This is a genomic window from Herbidospora yilanensis (assembly GCF_001570565.1).
Classification (GTDB): Bacteria; Actinomycetota; Actinomycetes; order Streptosporangiales; family Streptosporangiaceae; genus Herbidospora; species Herbidospora yilanensis.
Genome location: NZ_BBXE01000029.1, coordinates 26,442 through 45,129 on the forward strand (window position 1 = coordinate 26,442; position 18,688 = coordinate 45,129).

The 18,688-nt window shown below is 73.3% G+C and carries 21 protein-coding genes, 1 pseudogene and 1 riboswitch; of the genes and pseudogenes, 12 read left to right on the forward strand and 10 right to left on the reverse strand.

Going from position 1 to position 18,688, the window contains the following annotated elements:
• Positions 1-11 precede the first annotated feature (11 nt).
• On the forward strand, positions 12-689 hold the full coding sequence (locus AW273_RS23165) for an alpha/beta fold hydrolase (RefSeq protein WP_062351703.1): 678 nt from the start codon (positions 12-14) through the stop codon (positions 687-689).
• On the opposite strand, the gene AW273_RS23170 is transcribed toward AW273_RS23165, so the two are convergent.
• Entirely contained in the window at positions 686-1,285 is a 600-nt protein-coding gene (locus AW273_RS23170) for a TetR/AcrR family transcriptional regulator (RefSeq protein ID WP_062351706.1), read from the reverse strand. The two genes, AW273_RS23165 and AW273_RS23170, sit on opposite strands and share 4 nt — an antisense overlap.
• A 69-nt stretch (positions 1,286-1,354) precedes the next feature.
• On the opposite strand from AW273_RS23170, the gene AW273_RS23175 reads away from it, so the two are divergent.
• The 6 genes from AW273_RS23175 to AW273_RS23200 all read left to right on the forward strand — a co-directional run bounded on the left by AW273_RS23175 (position 1,355) and on the right by AW273_RS23200 (position 6,002).
• Positions 1,355-2,062, forward strand: coding sequence for an SDR family NAD(P)-dependent oxidoreductase (locus tag AW273_RS23175; protein WP_062351709.1), 708 nt, complete (start codon positions 1,355-1,357; stop codon positions 2,060-2,062).
• The gene (locus tag AW273_RS23180) at positions 2,059-2,421 is read left to right on the forward strand and encodes an SgcJ/EcaC family oxidoreductase (protein WP_062351712.1); all 363 of its coding nucleotides are present in this window, start codon (positions 2,059-2,061) and stop codon (positions 2,419-2,421) included. The genes AW273_RS23175 and AW273_RS23180 overlap by 4 nt, the downstream gene beginning before the upstream one ends.
• A gap of 35 nt (positions 2,422-2,456) precedes the next feature.
• Positions 2,457-3,134: a hypothetical protein gene (locus tag AW273_RS23185; protein ID WP_062351715.1), complete on the forward strand. Its 678-nt coding sequence runs from the start codon at positions 2,457-2,459 to the stop codon at positions 3,132-3,134.
• A 9-nt stretch (positions 3,135-3,143) separates the two neighbouring features.
• A complete protein-coding gene (locus AW273_RS23190; RefSeq protein ID WP_062351717.1) occupies positions 3,144-4,370 on the forward strand; it encodes a hypothetical protein in 1,227 nt (408 codons plus the stop codon).
• A complete protein-coding gene (locus tag AW273_RS23195; protein WP_062351720.1) occupies positions 4,367-4,735 on the forward strand; it encodes a hypothetical protein in 369 nt (122 codons plus the stop codon). The genes AW273_RS23190 and AW273_RS23195 overlap by 4 nt, the downstream gene beginning before the upstream one ends.
• A 202-nt stretch (positions 4,736-4,937) precedes the next feature.
• The gene (locus AW273_RS23200; RefSeq protein ID WP_062351723.1) at positions 4,938-6,002 is read left to right on the forward strand and encodes a cellulose binding domain-containing protein; all 1,065 of its coding nucleotides are present in this window, start codon (positions 4,938-4,940) and stop codon (positions 6,000-6,002) included.
• Between the two features lie 128 nt (positions 6,003-6,130).
• Here AW273_RS23200 and AW273_RS39380 read toward each other — a convergent pair.
• From AW273_RS39380 to AW273_RS23215, 3 genes and pseudogenes are all read right to left on the reverse strand, one after another.
• A pseudogene (locus tag AW273_RS39380) lies at positions 6,131-6,376 on the reverse strand (hypothetical protein); the annotation flags it as partial.
• Positions 6,377-6,424: 48 nt separating this feature from the next.
• Positions 6,425-7,666 (reverse strand): MFS transporter, encoded by a 1,242-nt coding sequence (locus AW273_RS23210; RefSeq protein ID WP_062351729.1) that lies wholly within the window; start codon positions 7,664-7,666, stop codon positions 6,425-6,427.
• A 53-nt stretch (positions 7,667-7,719) separates the two neighbouring features.
• Positions 7,720-8,688 (reverse strand): helix-turn-helix transcriptional regulator, encoded by a 969-nt coding sequence (locus tag AW273_RS23215; protein WP_062351733.1) that lies wholly within the window; start codon positions 8,686-8,688, stop codon positions 7,720-7,722.
• 105 nt (positions 8,689-8,793) lie between these two features.
• On the opposite strand from AW273_RS23215, the gene AW273_RS23220 reads away from it, so the two are divergent.
• Complete coding sequence (locus tag AW273_RS23220; protein WP_062352111.1) at positions 8,794-9,189, forward strand: RidA family protein; 396 nt, start codon at positions 8,794-8,796, stop codon at positions 9,187-9,189.
• A gap of 37 nt (positions 9,190-9,226) precedes the next feature.
• Positions 9,227-9,294, forward strand: a riboswitch (guanidine-III (ykkC-III) riboswitch).
• 13 nt (positions 9,295-9,307) lie between these two features.
• Positions 9,308-9,631: a DMT family transporter gene (locus AW273_RS23225; RefSeq protein ID WP_062351736.1), complete on the forward strand. Its 324-nt coding sequence runs from the start codon at positions 9,308-9,310 to the stop codon at positions 9,629-9,631.
• 62 nt (positions 9,632-9,693) lie between these two features.
• Here AW273_RS23225 and AW273_RS23230 read toward each other — a convergent pair whose 3' ends face one another.
• Positions 9,694-10,773: a hypothetical protein gene (locus AW273_RS23230; protein WP_157556072.1), complete on the reverse strand. Its 1,080-nt coding sequence runs from the start codon at positions 10,771-10,773 to the stop codon at positions 9,694-9,696.
• 107 nt (positions 10,774-10,880) lie between these two features.
• Entirely contained in the window at positions 10,881-11,723 is an 843-nt protein-coding gene (locus AW273_RS23235; RefSeq protein ID WP_062351749.1) for a helix-turn-helix transcriptional regulator, read from the reverse strand.
• A gap of 154 nt (positions 11,724-11,877) precedes the next feature.
• On the opposite strand from AW273_RS23235, the gene AW273_RS23240 reads away from it, so the two are divergent.
• Positions 11,878-12,840, forward strand: coding sequence for an SDR family oxidoreductase (locus AW273_RS23240; protein WP_062351750.1), 963 nt, complete (start codon positions 11,878-11,880; stop codon positions 12,838-12,840).
• 7 nt (positions 12,841-12,847) lie between these two features.
• On the opposite strand, the gene AW273_RS23245 is transcribed toward AW273_RS23240, so the two are convergent.
• The 3 genes from AW273_RS23245 to AW273_RS23255 all read right to left on the reverse strand — a co-directional run bounded on the left by AW273_RS23245 (position 12,848) and on the right by AW273_RS23255 (position 15,759).
• Positions 12,848-13,876 carry an NAD(P)H-dependent flavin oxidoreductase gene (locus AW273_RS23245; RefSeq protein WP_062351752.1) on the reverse strand — a complete coding sequence of 343 codons (1,029 nt, stop codon included), beginning with the start codon at positions 13,874-13,876 and terminating at the stop codon, positions 12,848-12,850.
• Between the two features lie 192 nt (positions 13,877-14,068).
• Positions 14,069-14,716: a response regulator gene (locus tag AW273_RS23250; protein WP_062351754.1), complete on the reverse strand. Its 648-nt coding sequence runs from the start codon at positions 14,714-14,716 to the stop codon at positions 14,069-14,071.
• Positions 14,713-15,759, reverse strand: a complete 1,047-nt coding sequence (locus AW273_RS23255; protein WP_062351757.1) for a sensor histidine kinase — start codon at positions 15,757-15,759, stop codon at positions 14,713-14,715. Before AW273_RS23255 ends, AW273_RS23250 begins: the two co-directional genes overlap by 4 nt.
• Positions 15,760-15,860: 101 nt before the next feature.
• Between AW273_RS23255 and AW273_RS23260 the strand changes: the two genes are divergently transcribed.
• Positions 15,861-16,712: an alpha/beta hydrolase gene (locus tag AW273_RS23260; protein WP_062351760.1), complete on the forward strand. Its 852-nt coding sequence runs from the start codon at positions 15,861-15,863 to the stop codon at positions 16,710-16,712.
• Positions 16,705-17,706 carry an acyltransferase family protein gene (locus tag AW273_RS23265; RefSeq protein ID WP_062351774.1) on the forward strand — a complete coding sequence of 334 codons (1,002 nt, stop codon included), beginning with the start codon at positions 16,705-16,707 and terminating at the stop codon, positions 17,704-17,706. Before AW273_RS23260 ends, AW273_RS23265 begins: the two co-directional genes overlap by 8 nt.
• Here AW273_RS23265 and AW273_RS23270 read toward each other — a convergent pair.
• The gene (locus AW273_RS23270; protein ID WP_062351777.1) at positions 17,687-18,682 is read right to left on the reverse strand and encodes a carbohydrate kinase family protein; all 996 of its coding nucleotides are present in this window, start codon (positions 18,680-18,682) and stop codon (positions 17,687-17,689) included. The genes AW273_RS23265 and AW273_RS23270 overlap by 20 nt on opposite strands.
• Positions 18,683-18,688: the final 6 nt, after the last annotated feature.

Sequence of the window (18,688 nt, forward strand, 5' to 3'; positions counted from 1 at the left end):
GCGTCCTTTCCGTGAAGACCTTCCTGCTCGTCCACGGCGCCTGGCACGACGGCCGCGTCTGGGACCGCGTCGCCCCCCTGCTGACCGAAGCCGGGCACCGGGTGCTCGCCCCCTCCCTGACCGGCCACGGAGACAAGGCGCACCTGCTCGGCCCCGGCGTGGGCCTCGACACCCACATCGGCGACGTCCTGGCCGTCCTCACCGGAGAGGACCTCACCGACGTGATCCTGGTCGGGCACAGCTACGCCGGGATGATCGTCTCCGCCGTGGCCGGCCGCGTTCCGGACCGGATCTCCGGGCTCGTGTACGTCGACGCGATGGTCCCCGCCGACGGCGAGAGCGTGCTCGACGTCATGCCCTTCACCCGGCGGTTGATCGACGCCGCCGACGGCTGGCGCATCCCGCCCATGGACGGCGATTTCGGGGTGACCGACCCGGCCGACCTCGAATGGCTGCGCCCGATGCTCTCGGACGAGTCGGTCCGCTGCTTCCAGCAGCCCGTCCGGTTCGACGAAGCGGCCCTGGCCGCCATCCCGCAGGCCCACGTCCACTGCGTCGGGGACGTCCCCGGAGGTGCCGCCCGCCGCCCGGTCCCGCCCGGCTCGCAGGTCTGGGAGCTGAGAAGCGGCCACGACTGCATGGTCACCGCGCCGGGGGAGCTCGCCGAGTTGCTCCTGAAGGCCTTCTAGGCCTCGGCGACCTGGAGGAGGCGCAGGCTGTTGGCCCAGAGCTGGTCGAGCTGACCGGGGTCGTTGAAGAGCTTGGCGAACAGGACCGTGCCCTCGATCTGGGCCACGATCGACTTCGCCGCCCCCGGCGCGTCGACCGCCGTCAGCTCGCCGACGGCCTGGGCCTTCTCGATCGCCCGGCGGATCAGCTCGACCTGCTCGTCGAAGATCGTCCGCAGCTTCTCGCGCATCGGGTCGTCACCTGTGCTCAGCTCCAGGCTGAGGTTGCCGAACAGGCAGCCGGAGACCACGCCGGCGTCGTTCAGCGACGCGGTCTGCACCTGCACCGTGAACGCGAACAGGTCTTTGAGCCGGTGGACGAGCGGGCCGTCGCCGTCGAGGATGTGCTGCCAGCGACCGCGTTGCGAGTTCCACTGCAGGTCGATGATCTCCAGGGCGAGCGCCTGCTTCGACTCGAAGAAGTGGTAGAAGCTGCCCTTCGGCGTGCCCGCCTGCGTACAGATCTCCGCGACGCCGATGGAGCCGTAGGAGCGGCGGGAGAACAGATCGGTGGCGGCGGCGAGGATCCGCTGCCGAGCGTCTGACGTTCGACCCATCTTGCAATTATACGACCGGTCGGCTAAAACGGAAATGTCAGTAGTAGACCGACCGTCTAGGAGCATGTCATGTCGGATCAGCGCGTCGCCGTCATCACCGGCGCATCTCAGGGCATCGGGGAGGCCCTGGTGGCCGCGTACCGCGAGATCGGCTACGCGGTGGTGGCCACCTCCCGTTCCATCCAGGCCGTTGACGACCCCGACGTGGTCGCCGTGCCCGGCGACATCGCCGAGCCGGCCACCGCCGAGACGGTCGTGAAGACGGCCCTCCACCGCTTCGGCCGGGTCGACACCCTGATCAACAACGCGGGCGTGTTCGTGGCCAAGCCGTTCACCGACTACACCCACGAGGACTACAAGAAGGTCATCGACATCAACGTCGGCGGCTTCTTCTACCTGACCCAGCAGGTCATCGACCCGATGCTGCGCCAGGGCGGCGGCCACATCGTCAGCATCACCACCACGCTCGTCGAGCGGGCCGACTCCGCCGTGCCCTCGGTGCTGGCCTCGCTGAGCAAGGGCGGCGTCGCGGCGGCCACCAAGTCGCTGGCCATCGAGTACGCCGAGCGCGGCATCCGGGTCAACGCCGTCTCGCCGGGCCTGATCGACACGCCGCTGCACGGCGGCGGCGACGCCGAACAACTCGCCCGGCTCCACCCGATGAAGAAGATCGGGCACGTCCGCGACGTCATTCACGGCGTGCTCTACCTGGAGCGGGCCCCGCTCGTCACCGGGGAGTTCCTGCACGTCGACGGCGGCCAGAGCGCGGGCCGATGAGCGAGCACGTCTTCGCCGGGGTCCTGGCCGCCTGGAAGCACGGCATCGACGTCCACGACCCCGCCGAGATCGGCGCGGTGTTCGCCGAGGACACGCTGTTCCAGGGCGCCCACCCCGAACCCACACGCGGCCGGGCCTCGGTCGTCGAGTACTACGACGGCCAGCCCGCGGGCCTCCGGGTCGACTACCAGATCATCGATGCCCGCCGGTCGTCGGACGACGTGATCGCGGGCTACGCCGCCGCCGACTTCACCTACGCGGGCGGCGAGGTCGTCCGCCGTCACGTGACGATGGTCCTCGAACGCAGGGGCGACAGGTGGCTCGTCGGCCACTACCACGTGTCCCTCAAGCCGACGTGACATCACCGTCACCGGAGCCTGTCACGATCCAGGACATGAAGGTCATCTTCCGGCGAACGGCGGCCGGGGCGGCAGCCGGAGTGCTCGCTTACGGCCTGGTCGTGCTGGCGATCGTGCTGACCATGCGATCCGGGCTCGTGAACCTGTACGGGCTGTTCATGATGGCCTACGCCGCGCTGCCCGCGGGAGGGCTGCTGGCCTGGCCCGTCCTCTGGGCGCTCCGGGTGCGGCCCGCCTGGCCCGTGGCCGGGCTGGGGCTTCTCCTCACCATGTCGGCGGCCTATCTGCTCACCAGTTTCGTCGAACCGGACCCGTACCTGCTGATCCCGGTCATCGTGGGCGTCTACGCCGTGGTGGCGCTGGTCACCACTCCGGGCCTGACCGAGCGGCTGGCGTGGTGGCGAACGGGCGCCGCCGTGGCGCGGGTGCCGTTGCTCGCCCCCGACCTGACCGGCTACCGGATAGAGGTGGTGGACGCCTCCCCGGGCTTCCTGCACTACCGGCTGGTCCCGGCCGCCGGCCCGGCGGTCGGGGTGACGATCTGGCCTCCGGGGTTCGGTGGCCTGGAGGGCCGGGTCGTCGAGCGCCGCGACGCGACGGTGGCGATCACCGCCGGTCCGGACGTCCCGCGGGAGCTGGTGGAGGTGATCGCCTGGACCCTCGCTCCCCGGCCCGGTCTCTTCCAGGGCGTTTCTGTCGGGGAGGGCCGATAGGGTCCCGGCGTGAACGCGTGGGAGCAGGTCCGGAAGTACGTCGAGGCCGGTGACGACGCCGGGCTGGCCGCCCACCTCGGCTCGCTCGGCGACGCCGGTCGCAGGGCCGTCGCCGGGGAGTTGCCCCGTCACCTGTCCGGCCGGTCGCGCGCCGAGGTCGCCGACCAGGCGTCCGGGCTCCGGGTCGCGGGGGCGGCCTGCTTCTCCGGCGCGGCGCAGGTCGCCGCATGGCTGAACCGCCGCGACCTCCGGCTCCCGCGGCGGCCGAGGGCCGACGCCGCCCGCGTCGCCGAGGTGCTCCGGCGCAGAGACGACAGGTGGCGGCGTGACCTGGCCCACCGGCTCGTCACCGGCCTGCGGCCGGGCGAGCGCAGGGGATGGCAGAACGTCGACGGGCAGCCCGGCTACGACCTGGCCGCGCGGCTCGCGATCGAGACGGGCATCGAGGTGCCCGAGAACGACGCCTTCGTCGTGGGCTGGTTGTGGGACGTGTGCCACCGGTTCTGGCAGGGCGGGCGGCTCGGCCTGCTCCGAGACGACCCGTTCCTCGACGTCCTCACGCCCCGGGTGTTCGCCGCCGAGGGCGCCGCCGCGCCGCTGATCCACGACTGGAAGTGGAACAGCGCCTACAACAAGCACACCGTCATCAGCGCGCTGGCCGATCTCGCGGCCGAGGGGCGGCTCGACCGGCGGGCGCTCCTCGACGGGTGCGTGACGCGGTTCCTGACCCACGGCCACGACCGCGACATCGAACCGTTCACCGTCCTGTGGGAGCGGCTGCGCCCCGAGCCCGCCGAGCTCCCCGTGGTCGACCTGGTCAGGGTGCTGCCGGTGGCCGCGCCGCCGCTCGCGCGGCTGGCCGCCGGCGAGCTGGGCCGGGTCCCGCTCGACGTCGATCTGTTCGGCGAGGCGGTGGGTGCGCTGGCGTTCCGGCCGGAGAGGAGACACGTCACGACCGCGCTCCAGCGGATCGCCCTCGCGCGGCCCGAGGAGGCCGACGGCGCGCTCGCGGCGCTGGCGCTCGTCTTCGGTCAGCAGACCCCCTCGCTCCGCGACCGGGCCGTGCGTCTCGCGCTCAAGCTGGCTCCGCACGCGTCCCCGGAGACGTCCGGCGTGGTCCGCGCCGCCGCCGCGGGGCTGCCGGCGGAACTCCGCGACCAGATCGCCGGGGCGTTCGGCGCGGTCGAGGCGGAGCCCCCGGAGGTGCTGACGCCCGGCGAGCCGTCGAGGCGATGAAGATCCTGGCCGTACGCGGTGAGCTCGCCGCCGCCGATTTCGGCTGGGCACTCGGCGAGTCGGTCAGGTCGGGCGCCGTGCCGCCGAACCGGGCGACGCCCGCCTTCGAGGAGCTCGCGTTGTCGGGAGCCCACCGGGAGACGTGGGGGATCCTGGCCGAGGCGCTGCCCCTGCCGCTGCGCCGCCCCGGCGGGCGTGCTCCCCACGGGCTGGCCGGCCTGCTCGACGTGGCGGTCACGGCGGCCGTGCTCTCCGGGGCCCGGGGCGAGGTGCCGGGGCTGGCCGAGGCGGCGGCCCGCAAGACGACCAGCCGGGTGAGTGATATGGCCCGCCTTCTTCTTGACACGATCGGCGCGCCGGAATAGAAAATTCCATGCTTTATGAGCGGGGGCCGTCCGCTCGAATGCGATAACGGCCGCGTCAAAAGGCGACGCCTCGATTCTCCGGCTCATCCGGGCAATTCCGTACGGCCATTTCCGGCTGAGAGTTTCACGGGCGACCTGCGCTTCCTCCGCTCGCGGGGGAGGTTCGCTGGCCTGTCACACGGGAGAAGCGGAGCATCCGGGCATGAAGCTGCGCATCGCCCTGATCGCCGGAGCCCTGCTCGCGATCGTCACCCCGCTCCCGGCCCTCGCGGCCGATACGACCCCGCCGTCCCGTCCCGGCGGCCTCATGTCCTGCCCGCCGCCGAGCTCGCAGAGCGGCATGGTCGGCATCTGCTGGACGCCGTCGACCGACGACAGCGGCTCGGTGGCCGGCTACGACGTGTACATGCTCACCTCGACGGGGTTCGTGAAGACCTCGTCGCCCACGAGCAGCCCCACCATCGTCGGCGGCCTGGTGCGCGGACGCGCCTACACCTTCTACCTCGTCGCCCGTGACCTGTCGGGCAACGTGAGCCTGCCCTCGTCGTTCATCACGCTCACGGGCACCACCGGCATGCAACTGCCCTCGCCGTCGCCCGAGCCCGGCGACACCCAGCCGCCGAGTCAGCCGCAGAACGTGCGGGACGGCTGCCTGTTCGACTTCCCCGGCACCGCGTTCTGCTGGGACGCCTCCACCGACGACGTGGGCGTGACCGGCTACGACGTCTACCGCCAGACGGTCGGCGGCTGGATCAAGGTCGGGAGCACCGGCACGCAGTATCGCATGTTCAGCGAGGGCGGCCTGGTCACCGGCCAGTACTACACCTATTCCGTGGTCGCCAGGGACGCCGCCGGCAACGTCAGCCCGCCGTCGAGCCCCACCCAGATCCTGGCCCGGCAGGGCCTCCCGGTGCCCCCCAGCCCGAGCCCGAGCCCGACGGCCGGCGCGTGCGAGGTCGGATACGACAGCGCGGCGTGGACGACCGGCATGAGCGTGTGGATGACGCTGAAGAACACGGGCACGACCGCCGTCAACACCTGGAGCCTGGAGTTCGACTTCCCCGACGCCGGTCAGCGGGTGACCTCGGGACACAACGCGACGTGGTCGCAGTCGGGGCGGCACGTGACCGCGCGCAACGTCGTCTGGAACGCCCAGATCGCGCCGGGCGCGACGCTCAACCTCGGCTTCAACGGCGCCCACTCGGGCCTGAACCCGGAGCCGACGGCCTTCACGCTCAACGGCCTGACCTGCACGGTCAAGGCCTGACCGGCCGGGTGCCGGGGTCCGTCGCCACGCACGGACGCCGGCACCCCCGAGCTCACGGGGGTGTGCCGCTGACGGAGCCGCCGGATCACCACGATCAGGTCGGCGAGCGCGACCACCGCCAGGACGGCCATGACGACGCCCAGGAACGCGAGGCCGATCAGGAAGGCCACCACCGCCAGGGCACCGCAGACGACCATGCCGAAGATCGCCAGCACCACCCGGAGGCCGAGGGGGCTCTCCGGGCGCTCCGACGTCGGCGAGAAGGTCTCCCAGAACCTGTCGCCCAGCCTCTTCGCACGTTTCCCGTCGATCGGCCTCTCCCTCCGGTGGCCCCTCCTGTCCACGCTAACGAGGCGCGCCGGGCCTGTCGCCATGGCCGGGTAACGCCCGGTCCCCACCTGCGCAAATGCGAGCGGTCGTGGTCATCGAGGCGAAGGTGCGTCGTCGTGGGCGATGTGCATGAGCTGCCGCCACAGGACGACCAGGAACATCGCCGAACCGGCGAACGCGAACCAGAACGGGGCCGCGACCCCGAAGCGGGTGGCCAGGACGCCGCCGATCAGTGAGCCGACCACGAGGCCGCCGTACACGCAGACGGTGTTGACGCTGCCCACGCGGCCCTGCAGTCCGGCCGGGACGGCCCGCTGGCGGACGGTGAGCGAGGTGGTGCCCCAGATGAACGCGTGCGCGCCGAAGACCAGGAAGACGGCCCCCGCGACCCAGGGGGAGTGGGTGAGGGCCAGGCCCAGGTGGGTGAGCGTCTCGATGACGAGCCCGATCCGCATCAGGGCGCCGAGGCTGACCCTGCGGGTGATCGCCCCGTAGAGGGCGGTGCCGATGAGGCCGCCGACGCCGCCGATGGTGGTCATCAGGCCGAATCCCAGGGCGCCGAGGCCGAGCTGCTCCCGGGTGTAGAGGACCAGCACCGACCAGGCCGCGCCGAACGTGAAGTTGAAGATCAGGATCGTGAGGACCAGCGTGCGGACGGCCGGGTGGCGGAAGGTCCAGCCGAAACCCTCGACCAGCTCGCGCACGGCGTTGGGCCGGCCGCCGGCGACCGGCCGGGGGTGCGGTGGCAGGGTGACCCGCGAGACCAGCACGATCGCCGCCGCCACCAGGAGCAACTGGCCGGCGAACGGCCAGGCCAGGCCGACGCCGAACAACGCCGCGCCGACCGGCGGCCCGGCGAGCTGGTTGAGCGTGATGAAGCCGGTGCCCAGGCGGGCGTTGGCGACGACCAGGTCGTCGCGGTCGACCATCATCGGCGTCAGCGTGGCGGTCGCGTTGTCGGCGAAGACCTCGGCGACCGCGCGCAGGGCGAGCAGCACCAGCGCCGCCCCGACCGTCACCAGGCCGGTCGCCATCAGCACGACGAGCAGGATCAGCACCAGGGCCCGCGCCGCGTTCGCGGCCAGCACGATCCGGCGCCGGTCGTGCCGGTCGGACAACACGCCCGCGTACAGGCCGAACAGCAGCGGCGGCGCCCAGCTCACCAGCGCCGACAACGAGATCATCAGCGGGTCGCTCGTCAGCGACGCGACCAGCAGCGGGCCCGCCGCGGCGGCGATCCCGTCACCCAGGTTCGACAACCAGCTCGACGCCAGCAACCACCGGAAACCCCGTCCGAGGCGCGCGGGGAGAACCCGCTCCACAACCGTGACCACGGGCGCAAGACCATACGTTCCGGATAAGCCCGAGGGCAACGCGTTTTCCGGTCTCACCCTCCGTAGCGGGCGGCGAGCGCGGCGGCGCGGTCGCGCAGGGCGGCGCGCAACCACGGCGGCGTGAGTGCCTCCGCGCCCGCGCCCAGCCGCCACAGCGCCCACACGGCGTGCCGGGAGTCCTGGAAGGTGACCTCCAGCCGCAACCGGCCGTCCGGTTCGGTCTCCTCGGTGAGCACGGCCAGCGCGGTGCCCGCCAGTTCCTCGCGCCGCGCCGCGTCGAGCAGGACCAGCACGGCGACCTGGTCGCCGCCCGCCCGGAACCGGGTGCCGCGCTCCTGCCAGGCCCGGCCGAGGTCGACCCGCGCGGGCCGGTCCGCCGGTTCGGCGAGCTCCTCGACGGCCGCGATCCGCGACAGCCGGTAGGTGCGGTCGGCACCCGACCGCGTGGCCAGCAGATATCCCCGGTCGCGCACGGTCACCAGGCCGATCGGGTCGACCGTGCGCCACTCCGGCTCCCGGTCGGCGGCGGCGTAGTGGATGCGCAGCCTGCGCCCGGTGAGGACCGCGCGCAGCACCCCGGCCACGACGGCGTCGGGCGCCTCCTCGCGGACCAGCCGCCGCGACAGCAGGTCGGTCTCCGGGTCGACGAGCAGCCGTTCGGCCGCCCCGGCGGCGGTGTCGCGATAACCGTCGGGCAGCGCGTCGACCACCTTGAGCATCGCCGACGCGAGCGCCGAACCGAGCCCGAAGGCGTGCGCGCCGCGCCGCGACCCCGCGACCAGCAGGGCGAGGGCCTCGTCGGGGGTCAGCCCGGTGAGCTCGGTGCGGAACCCGGGCAGCAGTACGAAACCGCCGTGCCGGCCGCGTTCGGCGTAGACCGGCACCCCCGCCGCCGACAGCGCCTCGATGTCGCGCAGGACGGTCCGGGTCGACACCTCCAGCTCGCGGGCCAGCGCCGGCGCGGACATCCGGCCGTGCCGCCGGAGCAGCAGCACCAGGGAGACCAGCCGGTCGGCACGCATACGGAAACCCTAGAAGGAATACACGACAGAGGATGTCGTGATTCACCGGAAGGCTCCTGCCGGTACGACGAACGCAGACGAAACGAACGGAGCTTTCTCGTGGCGATGCAGCGGACGGCCGTCAACCCGGTGACGTGGTCGGCGGACCTGGGCTTCAACCAGGGCGAACTCGTCTCCGGGGAGACCCGGACCCTCTACGTCTCGGGCCAGACCGCGATGAACGCCGACGGCGGGCCGGAGCACCAGAACGACATGGCGGCACAGGTGGCGCTGAGCCTCGACAACCTGGAGGCGGTGCTCGCGGCGGCGGGCATGTCGCTGGAGAACCTGGTGCGGCTCAACGTGTACACGACCGACGTCGACCTGCTATTCCGGCACTACGGCGTGCTGGCGTCGCGGCTGGGCGCGGCCGGGGTGGCGCCGGCCACGACGATGCTGGGGGTGACCCGGCTGGCGGTCCCGGGGCTGATGGTCGAGCTGGAGGCGACCGCCGTGTCGTGAACCATGGAATCATCCGTAAAACACGTCCGTTGACCGTAATGCGACCCGATGACGGGATTCGCCCGGACGAGACGCGCCGTACCCGGACTGCCAAGACGACGCTCCGGAAGGAGCCGTCATGGCCTGGGTCCTCCTCATCGCCGCCGGTCTGTTCGAGGTCGCGATGGCCTACTCCCTCAAGCTGAGCGACGGGTTCTCCGTCCCCCTTCCCACGGTCGCCTTCGCCGGGTTCGCCGTCCTGAGCTTCGGCCTGCTGGCCGCCGCGCTCAAGAGCCTCGACGTCGGCACCGCCTACGCCGTCTGGACCGGCATCGGCGCCGTGGGCACGGCCACCCTCGGCATGGTCGTGCTGGGCGACGGCGTGAGCCTCCTGAAGATCGCCTCGATCGTCCTCATCCTCGCGGGAGTGGCCGGCCTCAACCTGGCGGGCGCCGCCCACTGAGGGCGGCCGGACGCGGGGGCTGGGCGACGCGGGGGCGGGGTGACGCCCCGCCCCCGCCGCTTTCACTGGGTCGAGGTGTACGACACGAACGACGCGCGGTCGACGCGCGTCACCCCGGTCCAGCACTGCACGTTCCGCACTGTGGCGACCGCGCCCGTGGTGTTCCACAACGTCTGCAGGTTGCAGTGGTCAGGGTTGTTCCCGAACGCCGTCACCTGCACGTGGTCCATCGGGAAACCGACCCGGGGGAAGGTGACCATGCGCAGGCCCACACCGGCCGAGCGCACGGTGTTGATCCCGCTCTGCGAGTTGTAGTTGAGCCCGGGAGGCGTGGGCGAGTAGGGCCCGGGGTTGGCCGGCGTGTGGTCGAAGGTGTACGCGAACGCCTTCGGCGGCACATAACGCCCGTTGATGTTGCGCTCCCGCTGGTAGGTCAGGCTCCAGCCGGAGTTCATCGGGGTGTTCACCGCGTTGAAGCACCGCACTTCGATCTGCTGGACGGCCACCCCGGGGGCCCAGTTGACGACCTTGCACCTGGCCTGGGTCAGGTCGTTCTGCGCCGTCACCTGGATGTTCCCGGCCGCGGCCGAGAAGCCGAGGCCGTTCATGTCGACCTTGTACCAGCCCACGCCCAGCACGTTGACGATGTTGGCGCCGCCCGCGGAGTTGAAGGAGGCGACGGTCCCGCCGTTGTAGTGCACGTAACCGAAGGCCTGCCCGGCGGGCCCGACCATCGGCGGCGTGCTCTCCGACCAGGTGACCGTGAACGGTGTGGAGACCGGCGTGCCGCCGAACTGGTGACATCTGACCACGACGATCTGGTCGGGCCCGACCGGCATCCACTTGGCGACCTGGCAGATGTAGGGCGCGTTGGCCACCGCCGTGGCGTGGGCGACGCCGCCGGGGCCCGCGATCTGCGGGAACCGGACGATCGTCTCGCCGGGCACGCCCGGGGTCACGCTGACGTTGAAGCCGCCCGGCCAGCTTCCAGCCTGGTGGGCAAGGCTGGGGATGCCGGCGGGGACGTCGACGTAGGCGAAGCCCCAGCGGTTCGGGACGGCGGCCTGCGCGGGGGTCACGGCCACCTGCACGAGCCCGAGGCCGATCGCGACCGCCATCAGGATCCTTGATAATCGCGTCACGGGTTTCCTTCCGGTGTGAGAAGTTGTCACGCCGTTCATAAACCGGAAACGTGTTTGTGAGAAGCGGGGGTCCCGAAAAGTGAGACGGCCGTCGGCCGTTTTACTCGTCAGAGTTCGGCGGCCATAACGGAATGGTCTGCCAGGAGCCGGAGTTTCCGGTGGCTTTCGCTTCCCGGGACCGCCGTGTAAACCAGGAGCGAGTGCCCTTGTTCGGGGTCGAGAAGCGCCTGGCAGGCCAGTTCGACGACCCCGACGACGGGGTGCGTGAAACGTTTGACGTCGTTGTATCGGACGCCGATTTCGTGCTCTTTCCAGACGGCCCGGAATTCCTCGCTGCGGTCGAGCAGGAGCCGCTGGAGACGCGCCGCCTTCGAGCCGGGGCCGCGAAGGGTGACCACGCCGCGCAGCCCGGCGGCGAAGACGCGGGAGTGCAGCGCGTGTTCGTCGGGATGGTAGAGCGCGCGGGTCGCCGGATCGGTGAACCAGCGGTATCCGATGCTGCGCGCCGGGCCCGTGTAACGGGTGAGGTCGCCGGTCAGCGCGACGCCCAGAGGGGTCTGCCGCAGCGTCTCGCCGAGTTCGGTGACGATCTCGGCGGGGGTGTCGGCGAGCCGGTCGAAGATGCGCAGCAGCCCGGGGCCGATGTGCTCGCCGGAGGTGCCCCGCACGGGCGGGTTGTGCCCGGCCAGGCGGAGCAGGTGGTCGCGTTCGTCGAGCGACAGCCGCAACCCCTGCGCGATCGAGGCGATCATCTGCTCCGACGGGTGGGGGCCGCGCTCGCGTTCCAGCCTGCTGTAGTAGTCGGCGGAGATGTGGCAGATCGCGGCGACCTCCTCGCGCCGCAGCCCGGCCGTCCGGCGTCGCCGCCCGCGCGGGAGGCCGACGTCCTCCGGCTGGAGCGACTCGCGCCGCAGGCGCAGGAACTCGGCCAGCCCGGTCCGGTCGATCATGCTCGCGTCCTCCCCTCACACCGGCTGTGTCTCGTTCTACCACCGGCTCCGACCACGCGGTCCCGGCCAGCCTGGGATCGGCAGGCCGTGGATGGCGGCGCCGATCGGCGGGAACCTGGGACCGCCCCGACTTCCCGAACCGAGGAGCAGCACCATGGCACGCACGCAGCCGGACATCACGGTCCCCGGCCTCGCCGGGAGACGCGCCGTCGTCACGGGCGCCGCCGCCGGCGTCGGACTCGTCGTGGCGGCCCGCCTGGCCGCCGCCGGGGCCGAGGTCGTCATGCCCGTGCGCGACCGCAGGAAGGGCGAGGCGGCGATCGCGAAGATCAGGGGGCGGCGGCCGGACGCCGTCGTGTCGCTCCGGGACCTCGACCTGTCGTCGCTCGACTCGGTCGCCGCGCTCGGCGCCACGCTGCGCGGCGAGGACCGGCCGATCCACATCCTCGTCAACAACGCGGGGGTGATGACCCCGCCCGAGCGGCGGACCACCGCCGACGGGTTCGAGCTGCAGTTCGGCACCAACCACCTGGGCCACTTCGCCCTCGTGGCCCATCTGCTGCCCCTGCTGAGCGCCGGAAGGGCCCGGGTGACCTCGCAGATCAGCATCGCCGCGAACCAGAACGCCGTCAACTGGGACGACCTCAACTGGGAACGGCGCTACCACGCCCAGCGCGCCTACAGCCAGTCGAAGATCGCGTTCGGCCTGTTCGGGCTCGAACTGGACCGGCGCGGCCGGGCCTGGGGGATCACCAGCAACCTCGCCCACCCGGGCATCGCCCCCACCGGCCTGCTGGCCGCGCGCCCCGAGATGGGACGGGCGAAGGACACCCTCGGCGTGCGCGCCATCCGCGTCCTGTCCCGCTTCGGAATCCTCGCCGGCACGGTCGAGTCGGCGGCCCTGCCCGCCCTGCTCGCCGCCACCTCGCCCGACGCGCGCGGCGCGCGCCTCTACGGCCCGAGCGGCCTGGCGAACCTGTCGGGCCCGCCCGCCGAACAGGCCCTCTACTCCCGGCTCCGCGGCGAGGACGACGCGAACCGCGTCTGGCGGATCTCCGAGGAGCTCACCGGCGTGACGTTCGCGCCTGATCCGTCGAACCGGCGCGACCACCCCTGAGTCGGAGTCACAGACGCCGGGTGAGGCCGGTCAGGATCCTGGCGGCGGGCTCGGCCGCGGCGTTGTGGTAGCCGGTGCCGGCCCACAGGTTGACGCGTTCGGGGTCGCCCGCGGCGACGGCCGCCTTGCGGATCGGGCTGGTCAGGTGGTGGAGGGCCGGATAACCCGCCGGGGCCTGGGCGGAGTGGCGGTCGGTGAACTCGTTGCGCAGGCCCCGCGCCGGTCTGCCGGTGAACGCGCGGGTGACCACCGTGCGGCGGCGGGTGTCGGCGAGCGCGTCGCGGTGCGGGGCCGACGCGCCGCTCTCGTCGGAGCGCAGCAGCACGGTGCCGACGCTCACCGCGTCCGCCCCGGCGGCCAGGGCCGTGCCGACCGCCGTCGGGGTCGCGATGCCGCCCGCCGCGATCAGCGGCAGGTCCACGGCCGCCCCGACCTCGCCGAGCAACCGGGGAAGGGGGATCTCCGGGGGGATCCGGTCGGGGGTGAACGTGCCCGAGTGGCCGCCGGCGGCGCACGCCTGGACCACCAGGAGGTCGACGCCCAGACCGGCGGCGGCCCGCGCCTCCCCGGCCGAGGTGACGGTCTGCACGACGAGGGTGCCGGCGGCCCGCAGCGCCGTGACGACCCGGGCGGCGGGCAGGCCGAAGGTGAAGCTCACCACCGGGACCGGATCGGCCAGCAGCAGGTCGATCTTGTCCGCCCAGTGGTCGTCGTCCTCGATCGGCTCCACGCCGCTCACGTCGACGCCGTACCGGTCGGCGTCGGCGCGCAGCAGGTCGGCGTACTCGCGGTAGCGGCGCCGGTCGACCGGCACCGGGTTGGGGGCGAAGACGTTGACGCCGAAGGGCACGCCCGAGGCGCGGACCTGGCCGATCTGCCCGGCGAGCGCGGCCGGGCTCTGGTAGCCGGCGGCGACGAACCCGAGGCCCCCCGCCTTCGCCGCCGCGACCACCAGCGCCGGCGTGCTGCCCCCGCCGGCCATGGGGGCCGCCAGAACGGGGGAGGTCAACCCCAAGCCGATGAGCGTACTGTGCACGATCGGTCCCTTCGTCGGCGTCAGAGGACGAGGCTCACCCGTTCGACGCCAGGCCGATTTCGTGGCGTCCGGAAATGCCCATTGTCGTGCATCGATGCCTGACGGTCATGGATGTGGAGCTCCGGCGCCTGAGGGCGTTGGCCGGCCGGCTGGTGCGCGGGTTCGTCGAGGCCCCGCTCCAGGCGTGACCGCTCACGGCACCAGGCCCGTCTCATAGGCGATGATGACGAGCTGCACCCGGTCGCGGGCGGCCAGCTTCACCAGCAGGCGCGTCACGTGGGCCTTGACCGTCGCGGCGCTGATGAACAGCTCCGCCGCGATCTCGGCGTTCGACCGGCCGCGCCCGATCAGGGTGAGCACCTCGCGCTCGCGCCCGGTGATCCCGGTCAGCACGCGGGCTTCCGGGCGGGGGCCGGGCCGGGCGGCGAAGGCGGCGATCAACCGGCGGGTCACCCCCGGCGCTATCAGGGCGTCCCCGGCGGCGACCACCCGCACGGCGCTCAGGATGTCGTCGAGCGCCATGTCCTTCACCAGGAAGCCGGCGGCTCCGGCGCGGAGGGCGCCGTAGACGTTCTCGTCGTCGTCGAAGGTCGTCAGCACCACCACCCGCGTGCCCCCGGCCGCCTCGGTGATCCGCCGGGTCGCCTCGATGCCGTCCATGCCGGGCATCCGGATGTCCATCACGACCACGTCGGGGCCGAGCTCCCGGGTGAGGCGGACCGCTTCGGCGCCCGTGCCGGCCTCGCCGGCGACCTCCAGGCCGGGCGCGTCGGCGATCACCATGCGGAGCGCGGTCCGGATCAGCGGCTGGTCGTCGGCCAGCAGCACGCGCACGGTCACCGCGCCTCCAAGGGCAGCCGGGCCGCCACCCGGAACCCGCCCCCGGGCGCGGGACCGGCGGCGAACTCGCCGCCCAGCAGCGCGGCCCGCTCCCGCATGCCGGCCAGCCCGAACCCGGGCGTGACCGCCCCCCGGCCGCCCCGCCCGCCGTCGACGATCTCGACGGCCACCTCGGTTTCGCGGTAGTCGATCGTCACCGCGCACGAGCCGGTCGCGGCGTGCCTGGCCACGTTGGTGACGGCCTCCTGGATGATCCGGTACGCCGCCATGTCGACCTCCGGCGGCAGGTCCCGCCGCCCGCCGAGCTCCCGGATCTCCACGCGCAGCCCCGCCGAGGCGAGCCGCGGCAGGTCGGCCAGCCCGCCCGCGGGGGCCGGGTCGCCGTCGCGCAGCGCGACCAGCATGCGGCGCAGCCCCGTCAGCACCTCGCGCCCGGCCGTCTCGATCTCGCCGAGCGCACGCGCCGCCTCCTCGGGCCGGGTCTCGATCACCCGCCGGGCGGCCCCGGCCTGGAAGGCGATGACGCCGATGGAGTGGGCGACCGTGTCGTGGAGCTCGCGGGAGATGCGCAGGCGCTCGTCGGTGACGGCCTGGGCGGCGGTCCAGCTCAGCCGGGCCGCGCCGTGCTCCCCGGCCTGCCGGGCGGCCCGGCCGAGCAGCCAGGCGATGACGGCGAACAGCACCAGCACGTAGTAGGCGGGCGGCGCGGGCACCAGGCAGAGGATCTCCACGCCCGCCGTCGCGGCCAGGGCGATCGAGGAGACGCGCCGGGAGGTGGTGGCGGCGATCCGGTAGAGGCCGAAGGCGACCACGGCGAGCTGGGTGAACGGCAGGACCCCGATCGAGAGCCACCCGCCGAGGGGGAGAGCGGCCAGCAGGAGGGCGAGCCCGGCCGGCGGCAGCCGATCGAGCAGCGAGCCGCCCGCCACGACCAGGGCGGTCGTGACCGCCATCACGGCCAGGTCGGACGCGGCCGGGGAGCCGCCACGCGACAGGAACATCACCAGCACGCCGACCGCCCACGGCGGGACCGTCCACCTCATGGGCCGATCGTAGGTTCGCCGGCGGGGTACGGGGATCGGACCGTGGTCGTACACCCTCGCTCCGATGCGTCCCTCCGGCGGGCTCCGGCATCGTCCCCGGCATGAAGCGTCTGCTGTCGTCCCTCCTGCTCGCCGTGTCGGTGGCCGTGTCGGTGGCCGTGCCGGTCGCCGGCCAGGGCGTCGTCGCCCCGCCGGAGACCCCGGTCGCCTTCGGCCCGGCTCAGTACACCCTGACCAGGGAGGCCATCGGCCGTGCCGCCCGGCTCGCGGCCGAACGGGGTGACACGACGAGGGCCGCGTCGTTGCGCGCGATGGCCGTGCCGTCGCGCACGTTCCTGGCCTTCGACGGCCGCGACGGCGGCACGGCGATCGAGGTCGTCGGTATGCTCCCGGCGCGCACCGTGGCGGTCGTCGTCCCCGGCGCGGGCACCACCCTCGACGCCTACGGGCGGCTCCGCGGCGGCACGATCCGCCTGCGGGCCGCGCTCGGGGCCGGTTCCGCGGTCGTCGCCTGGCTCGGCTACCCGACCCCGCGGCTGGTCAGCCTCGCCGCGGTGACCACGGCCCGGGCCGACGCCGCGGCCCCGCGCCTGCGCGCCTTCGTCCAACGGCTCGCCGCCGTCCTCCCGGGCGCGCGGATCTCCCTGCTCTGCCACTCCTACGGGGCCGTCGTGTGCGCCCGCGCCGCGCCCGGCCTGCCGGTCGGGAACCTGATCCTGTACGGCGCCGCGGGCGTACCGGCCCCCTCGGCCGCCGCCCTGGGCGGCCCGGCGACCGTCTGGGCCGGTCGTGGCCGTGGCGACTGGATCGGCGACGTGCCGGCCGTCTTCGGCCCCGACCCCACGGCCCCGGGCTTCGGGGCGCGGCGGTTCGACGCGGGCGACGCCGGGCACGGCGACTACCTGCTGGGCCGGTCGCTGGCGAGCATCGCCCGGATCGTGGCCCATGCGTGACCGGGGCGTCGACGCCCTGCGCGCGCTCGCCATCGCCGGGGTCGTGTGCGGCCACTGGCTCGTCACCGCGCTCGTCGCCGACAGCGGCACGATCAGGGTGACGAGCCCGCTGAAACACCTGCCCGAGCTCGCGCCGGTGTCGTGGCTCCTTCAGACGATGGCGCTGTTCTTCCTGGTCGGCGGCATGGTCGCGGCCCGGAGCACGACCCCGCCGAGGCTGCGCCTGATCCGGTTGCTGCGCCCGCTGCCCGCGCTCGCCGGGGTGTGGGCCGTGGTGGTGGTCGTGCTGCTGGCGTGCGGCGCCGACCCCGCGACGGTGGCGGCGCTGGCGAAGCTGGTGTGGGCGCCGCTCTGGTTCCTGCCCGTGTACGGGGCGCTCATGGCCGCGGCCCCGCTGGTCGCCCGGCTGCACCCCGGCTGGCCGGTGGCCGTGGTCGCGGCCGTCGACGTGGCCCGGTTCGGCTTCGGCGCCCCCGGCTGGGTCGGCTGGATCAACGTGGGGGCGGCCTGGCTGGTGCCCTTCTGCGTCGGGTTGTCGTGGCGGCGGTTCGACGGGCGGCCCCTGCTGGTGGGCGGGGCCGCCGCGACCGCCGTGCTGATCACGGTCGGCGGCTACCCGGCGGCCATGGTCGGCGTGCCCGGGGCGGCGTTGTCGAACCAGTCGCCCCCGACGCTGGCGGCGGTGACGTTCGGGCTCGCCCAGGCGGGCGCGGCCCTGCTGCTGCTCGAACCGCTCCGCCGGCTGATGCGCCGCCCGGCCCTGTGGGGCGCGGTGGCGGCGGTGAACGTGTCGGCGATGACCGTCTACGTGTGGCACCAGACGGCGCTCATCGTGGTGACCGCGCTCGCGCTGCCCGCCGGGCCGCTGGCCGGGCTGCACACCGTGCCGGGGCATCTCGGCTGGGTGGCGGCCCGGCTGGCCTGGTTGCCGGTGTTCGCGCTGGCCCTGACCGTGGCGGCCCGATCGGCGGCTCTCATCCGGGCGTGGGGTTGACCCCGCGCAGCAGCGGGCCGATCGCCGCCGCCGCGTCGGGGCCGTAGGCCTCGGCCAGGCGTTCGGTCCCTTGCGCCGCGTCGAGCGTCCACTCCTGGCTGCCGACGCTCTCCAGCACGGCGGTCGCGACGAGCGACGCCAGCCGGGCGGCGTGGTCGAGCGGCAGGCCGCCGTCGAGGCCCGCGAGGAAGCCGGCCCGGAAGGCGTCGCCCACCCCGGTCGGGTCGCGCGCCTCCCGCGCCGGGACCGCCTCGATCTCGAAGCGGGTGCCGTCGCCGGTCACGATCCGGGCGCCCTTGCCGCCGAGGGTGGTGACGCGCAGGCCCACCCGCCGCATGACCTGCGCCTCGGTCCACTCGGTGCGGCGCAGCAGCAGGTCCCACTCGTACTCGTTGGTGAACAGGTAGGCCGCGCCGTCCACCAAAGTGCGGCACTCGTCCCTGGTCAGGCGGGGGAGCTGCTGGGACGGGTCGGCGGCCACCGGCACGCCCAGCCGGTGGGCCTGCCCGGTGTGGGCCAGCATCGCCTCGGGCGCGCCCGCGCCGACCAGCACCAGGCCGACCCCGCGGGCGGCCACGATCGGGGCCAGGTCGACCTCGCCGGAACGGCTCATCGCGCCCGGGTAGAACGAGGCGATCTGGCACTGGTCGTCGTCGGTCACGCAACTGAAGCGCGGGGTGTGCGCCCCGGTGACGGTGAGCACGCCCGAGCAGTCGACGCCGTGCCGTTCCAGCCAGGAGCGGTAGTCGGCGAAGTCCGCGCCGACCGCGCCCACCAGGACCGGGCTCCGGCCCAGCACGCCCAGCGAGAAGGCGATGTTGGCGGCGACGCCGCCGCGCCGGATCTCCAGGTCGTCCACGAGGAAGCTCAGCGAGAGGCGGTCGAGCCGGTCGGCGATGAGGTGGTCGGCGAAGCGGCCGGGAAAGTGGCTGAGGTGGTCGGTGGCGATCGAGCCGCTGACCGCGACGGGGGCCATGATGGG

Excerpts from the sequence above, each read along its gene's own strand:
- AW273_RS23175 (WP_062351709.1), top strand. The coding sequence starts at position 1,355 with ATGTCGGATCAGCGCGTCGCCGTCATCACCGGCGCATCTCAGGGCATC.
- AW273_RS23220 (WP_062352111.1), top strand. The coding sequence starts at position 8,794 with ATGCAGCGGACGGCCGTCAACCCGGTGACGTGGTCGGCGGACCTGGGC.
- AW273_RS23170 (WP_062351706.1), bottom strand. The coding sequence starts at position 1,285 with ATGGGTCGAACGTCAGACGCTCGGCAGCGGATCCTCGCCGCCGCCACC.
- AW273_RS23200 (WP_062351723.1), top strand. The coding sequence starts at position 4,938 with ATGAAGCTGCGCATCGCCCTGATCGCCGGAGCCCTGCTCGCGATCGTC.
- AW273_RS23180 (WP_062351712.1), top strand. The coding sequence starts at position 2,059 with ATGAGCGAGCACGTCTTCGCCGGGGTCCTGGCCGCCTGGAAGCACGGC.
- AW273_RS23260 (WP_062351760.1), top strand. The coding sequence starts at position 15,861 with ATGAAGCGTCTGCTGTCGTCCCTCCTGCTCGCCGTGTCGGTGGCCGTG.
- AW273_RS23270 (WP_062351777.1), bottom strand. The coding sequence starts at position 18,682 with ATGGCCCCCGTCGCGGTCAGCGGCTCGATCGCCACCGACCACCTCAGC.
- AW273_RS23265 (WP_062351774.1), top strand. The coding sequence starts at position 16,705 with ATGCGTGACCGGGGCGTCGACGCCCTGCGCGCGCTCGCCATCGCCGGG.
- AW273_RS23195 (WP_062351720.1), top strand. The coding sequence starts at position 4,367 with ATGAAGATCCTGGCCGTACGCGGTGAGCTCGCCGCCGCCGATTTCGGC.
- AW273_RS23235 (WP_062351749.1), bottom strand. The coding sequence starts at position 11,723 with ATGATCGACCGGACCGGGCTGGCCGAGTTCCTGCGCCTGCGGCGCGAG.
- AW273_RS23225 (WP_062351736.1), top strand. The coding sequence starts at position 9,308 with ATGGCCTGGGTCCTCCTCATCGCCGCCGGTCTGTTCGAGGTCGCGATG.
- AW273_RS23240 (WP_062351750.1), top strand. The coding sequence starts at position 11,878 with ATGGCACGCACGCAGCCGGACATCACGGTCCCCGGCCTCGCCGGGAGA.
- AW273_RS23185 (WP_062351715.1), top strand. The coding sequence starts at position 2,457 with ATGAAGGTCATCTTCCGGCGAACGGCGGCCGGGGCGGCAGCCGGAGTG.
- AW273_RS23255 (WP_062351757.1), bottom strand. The coding sequence starts at position 15,759 with ATGAGGTGGACGGTCCCGCCGTGGGCGGTCGGCGTGCTGGTGATGTTC.
- AW273_RS23215 (WP_062351733.1), bottom strand. The coding sequence starts at position 8,688 with ATGCGTGCCGACCGGCTGGTCTCCCTGGTGCTGCTGCTCCGGCGGCAC.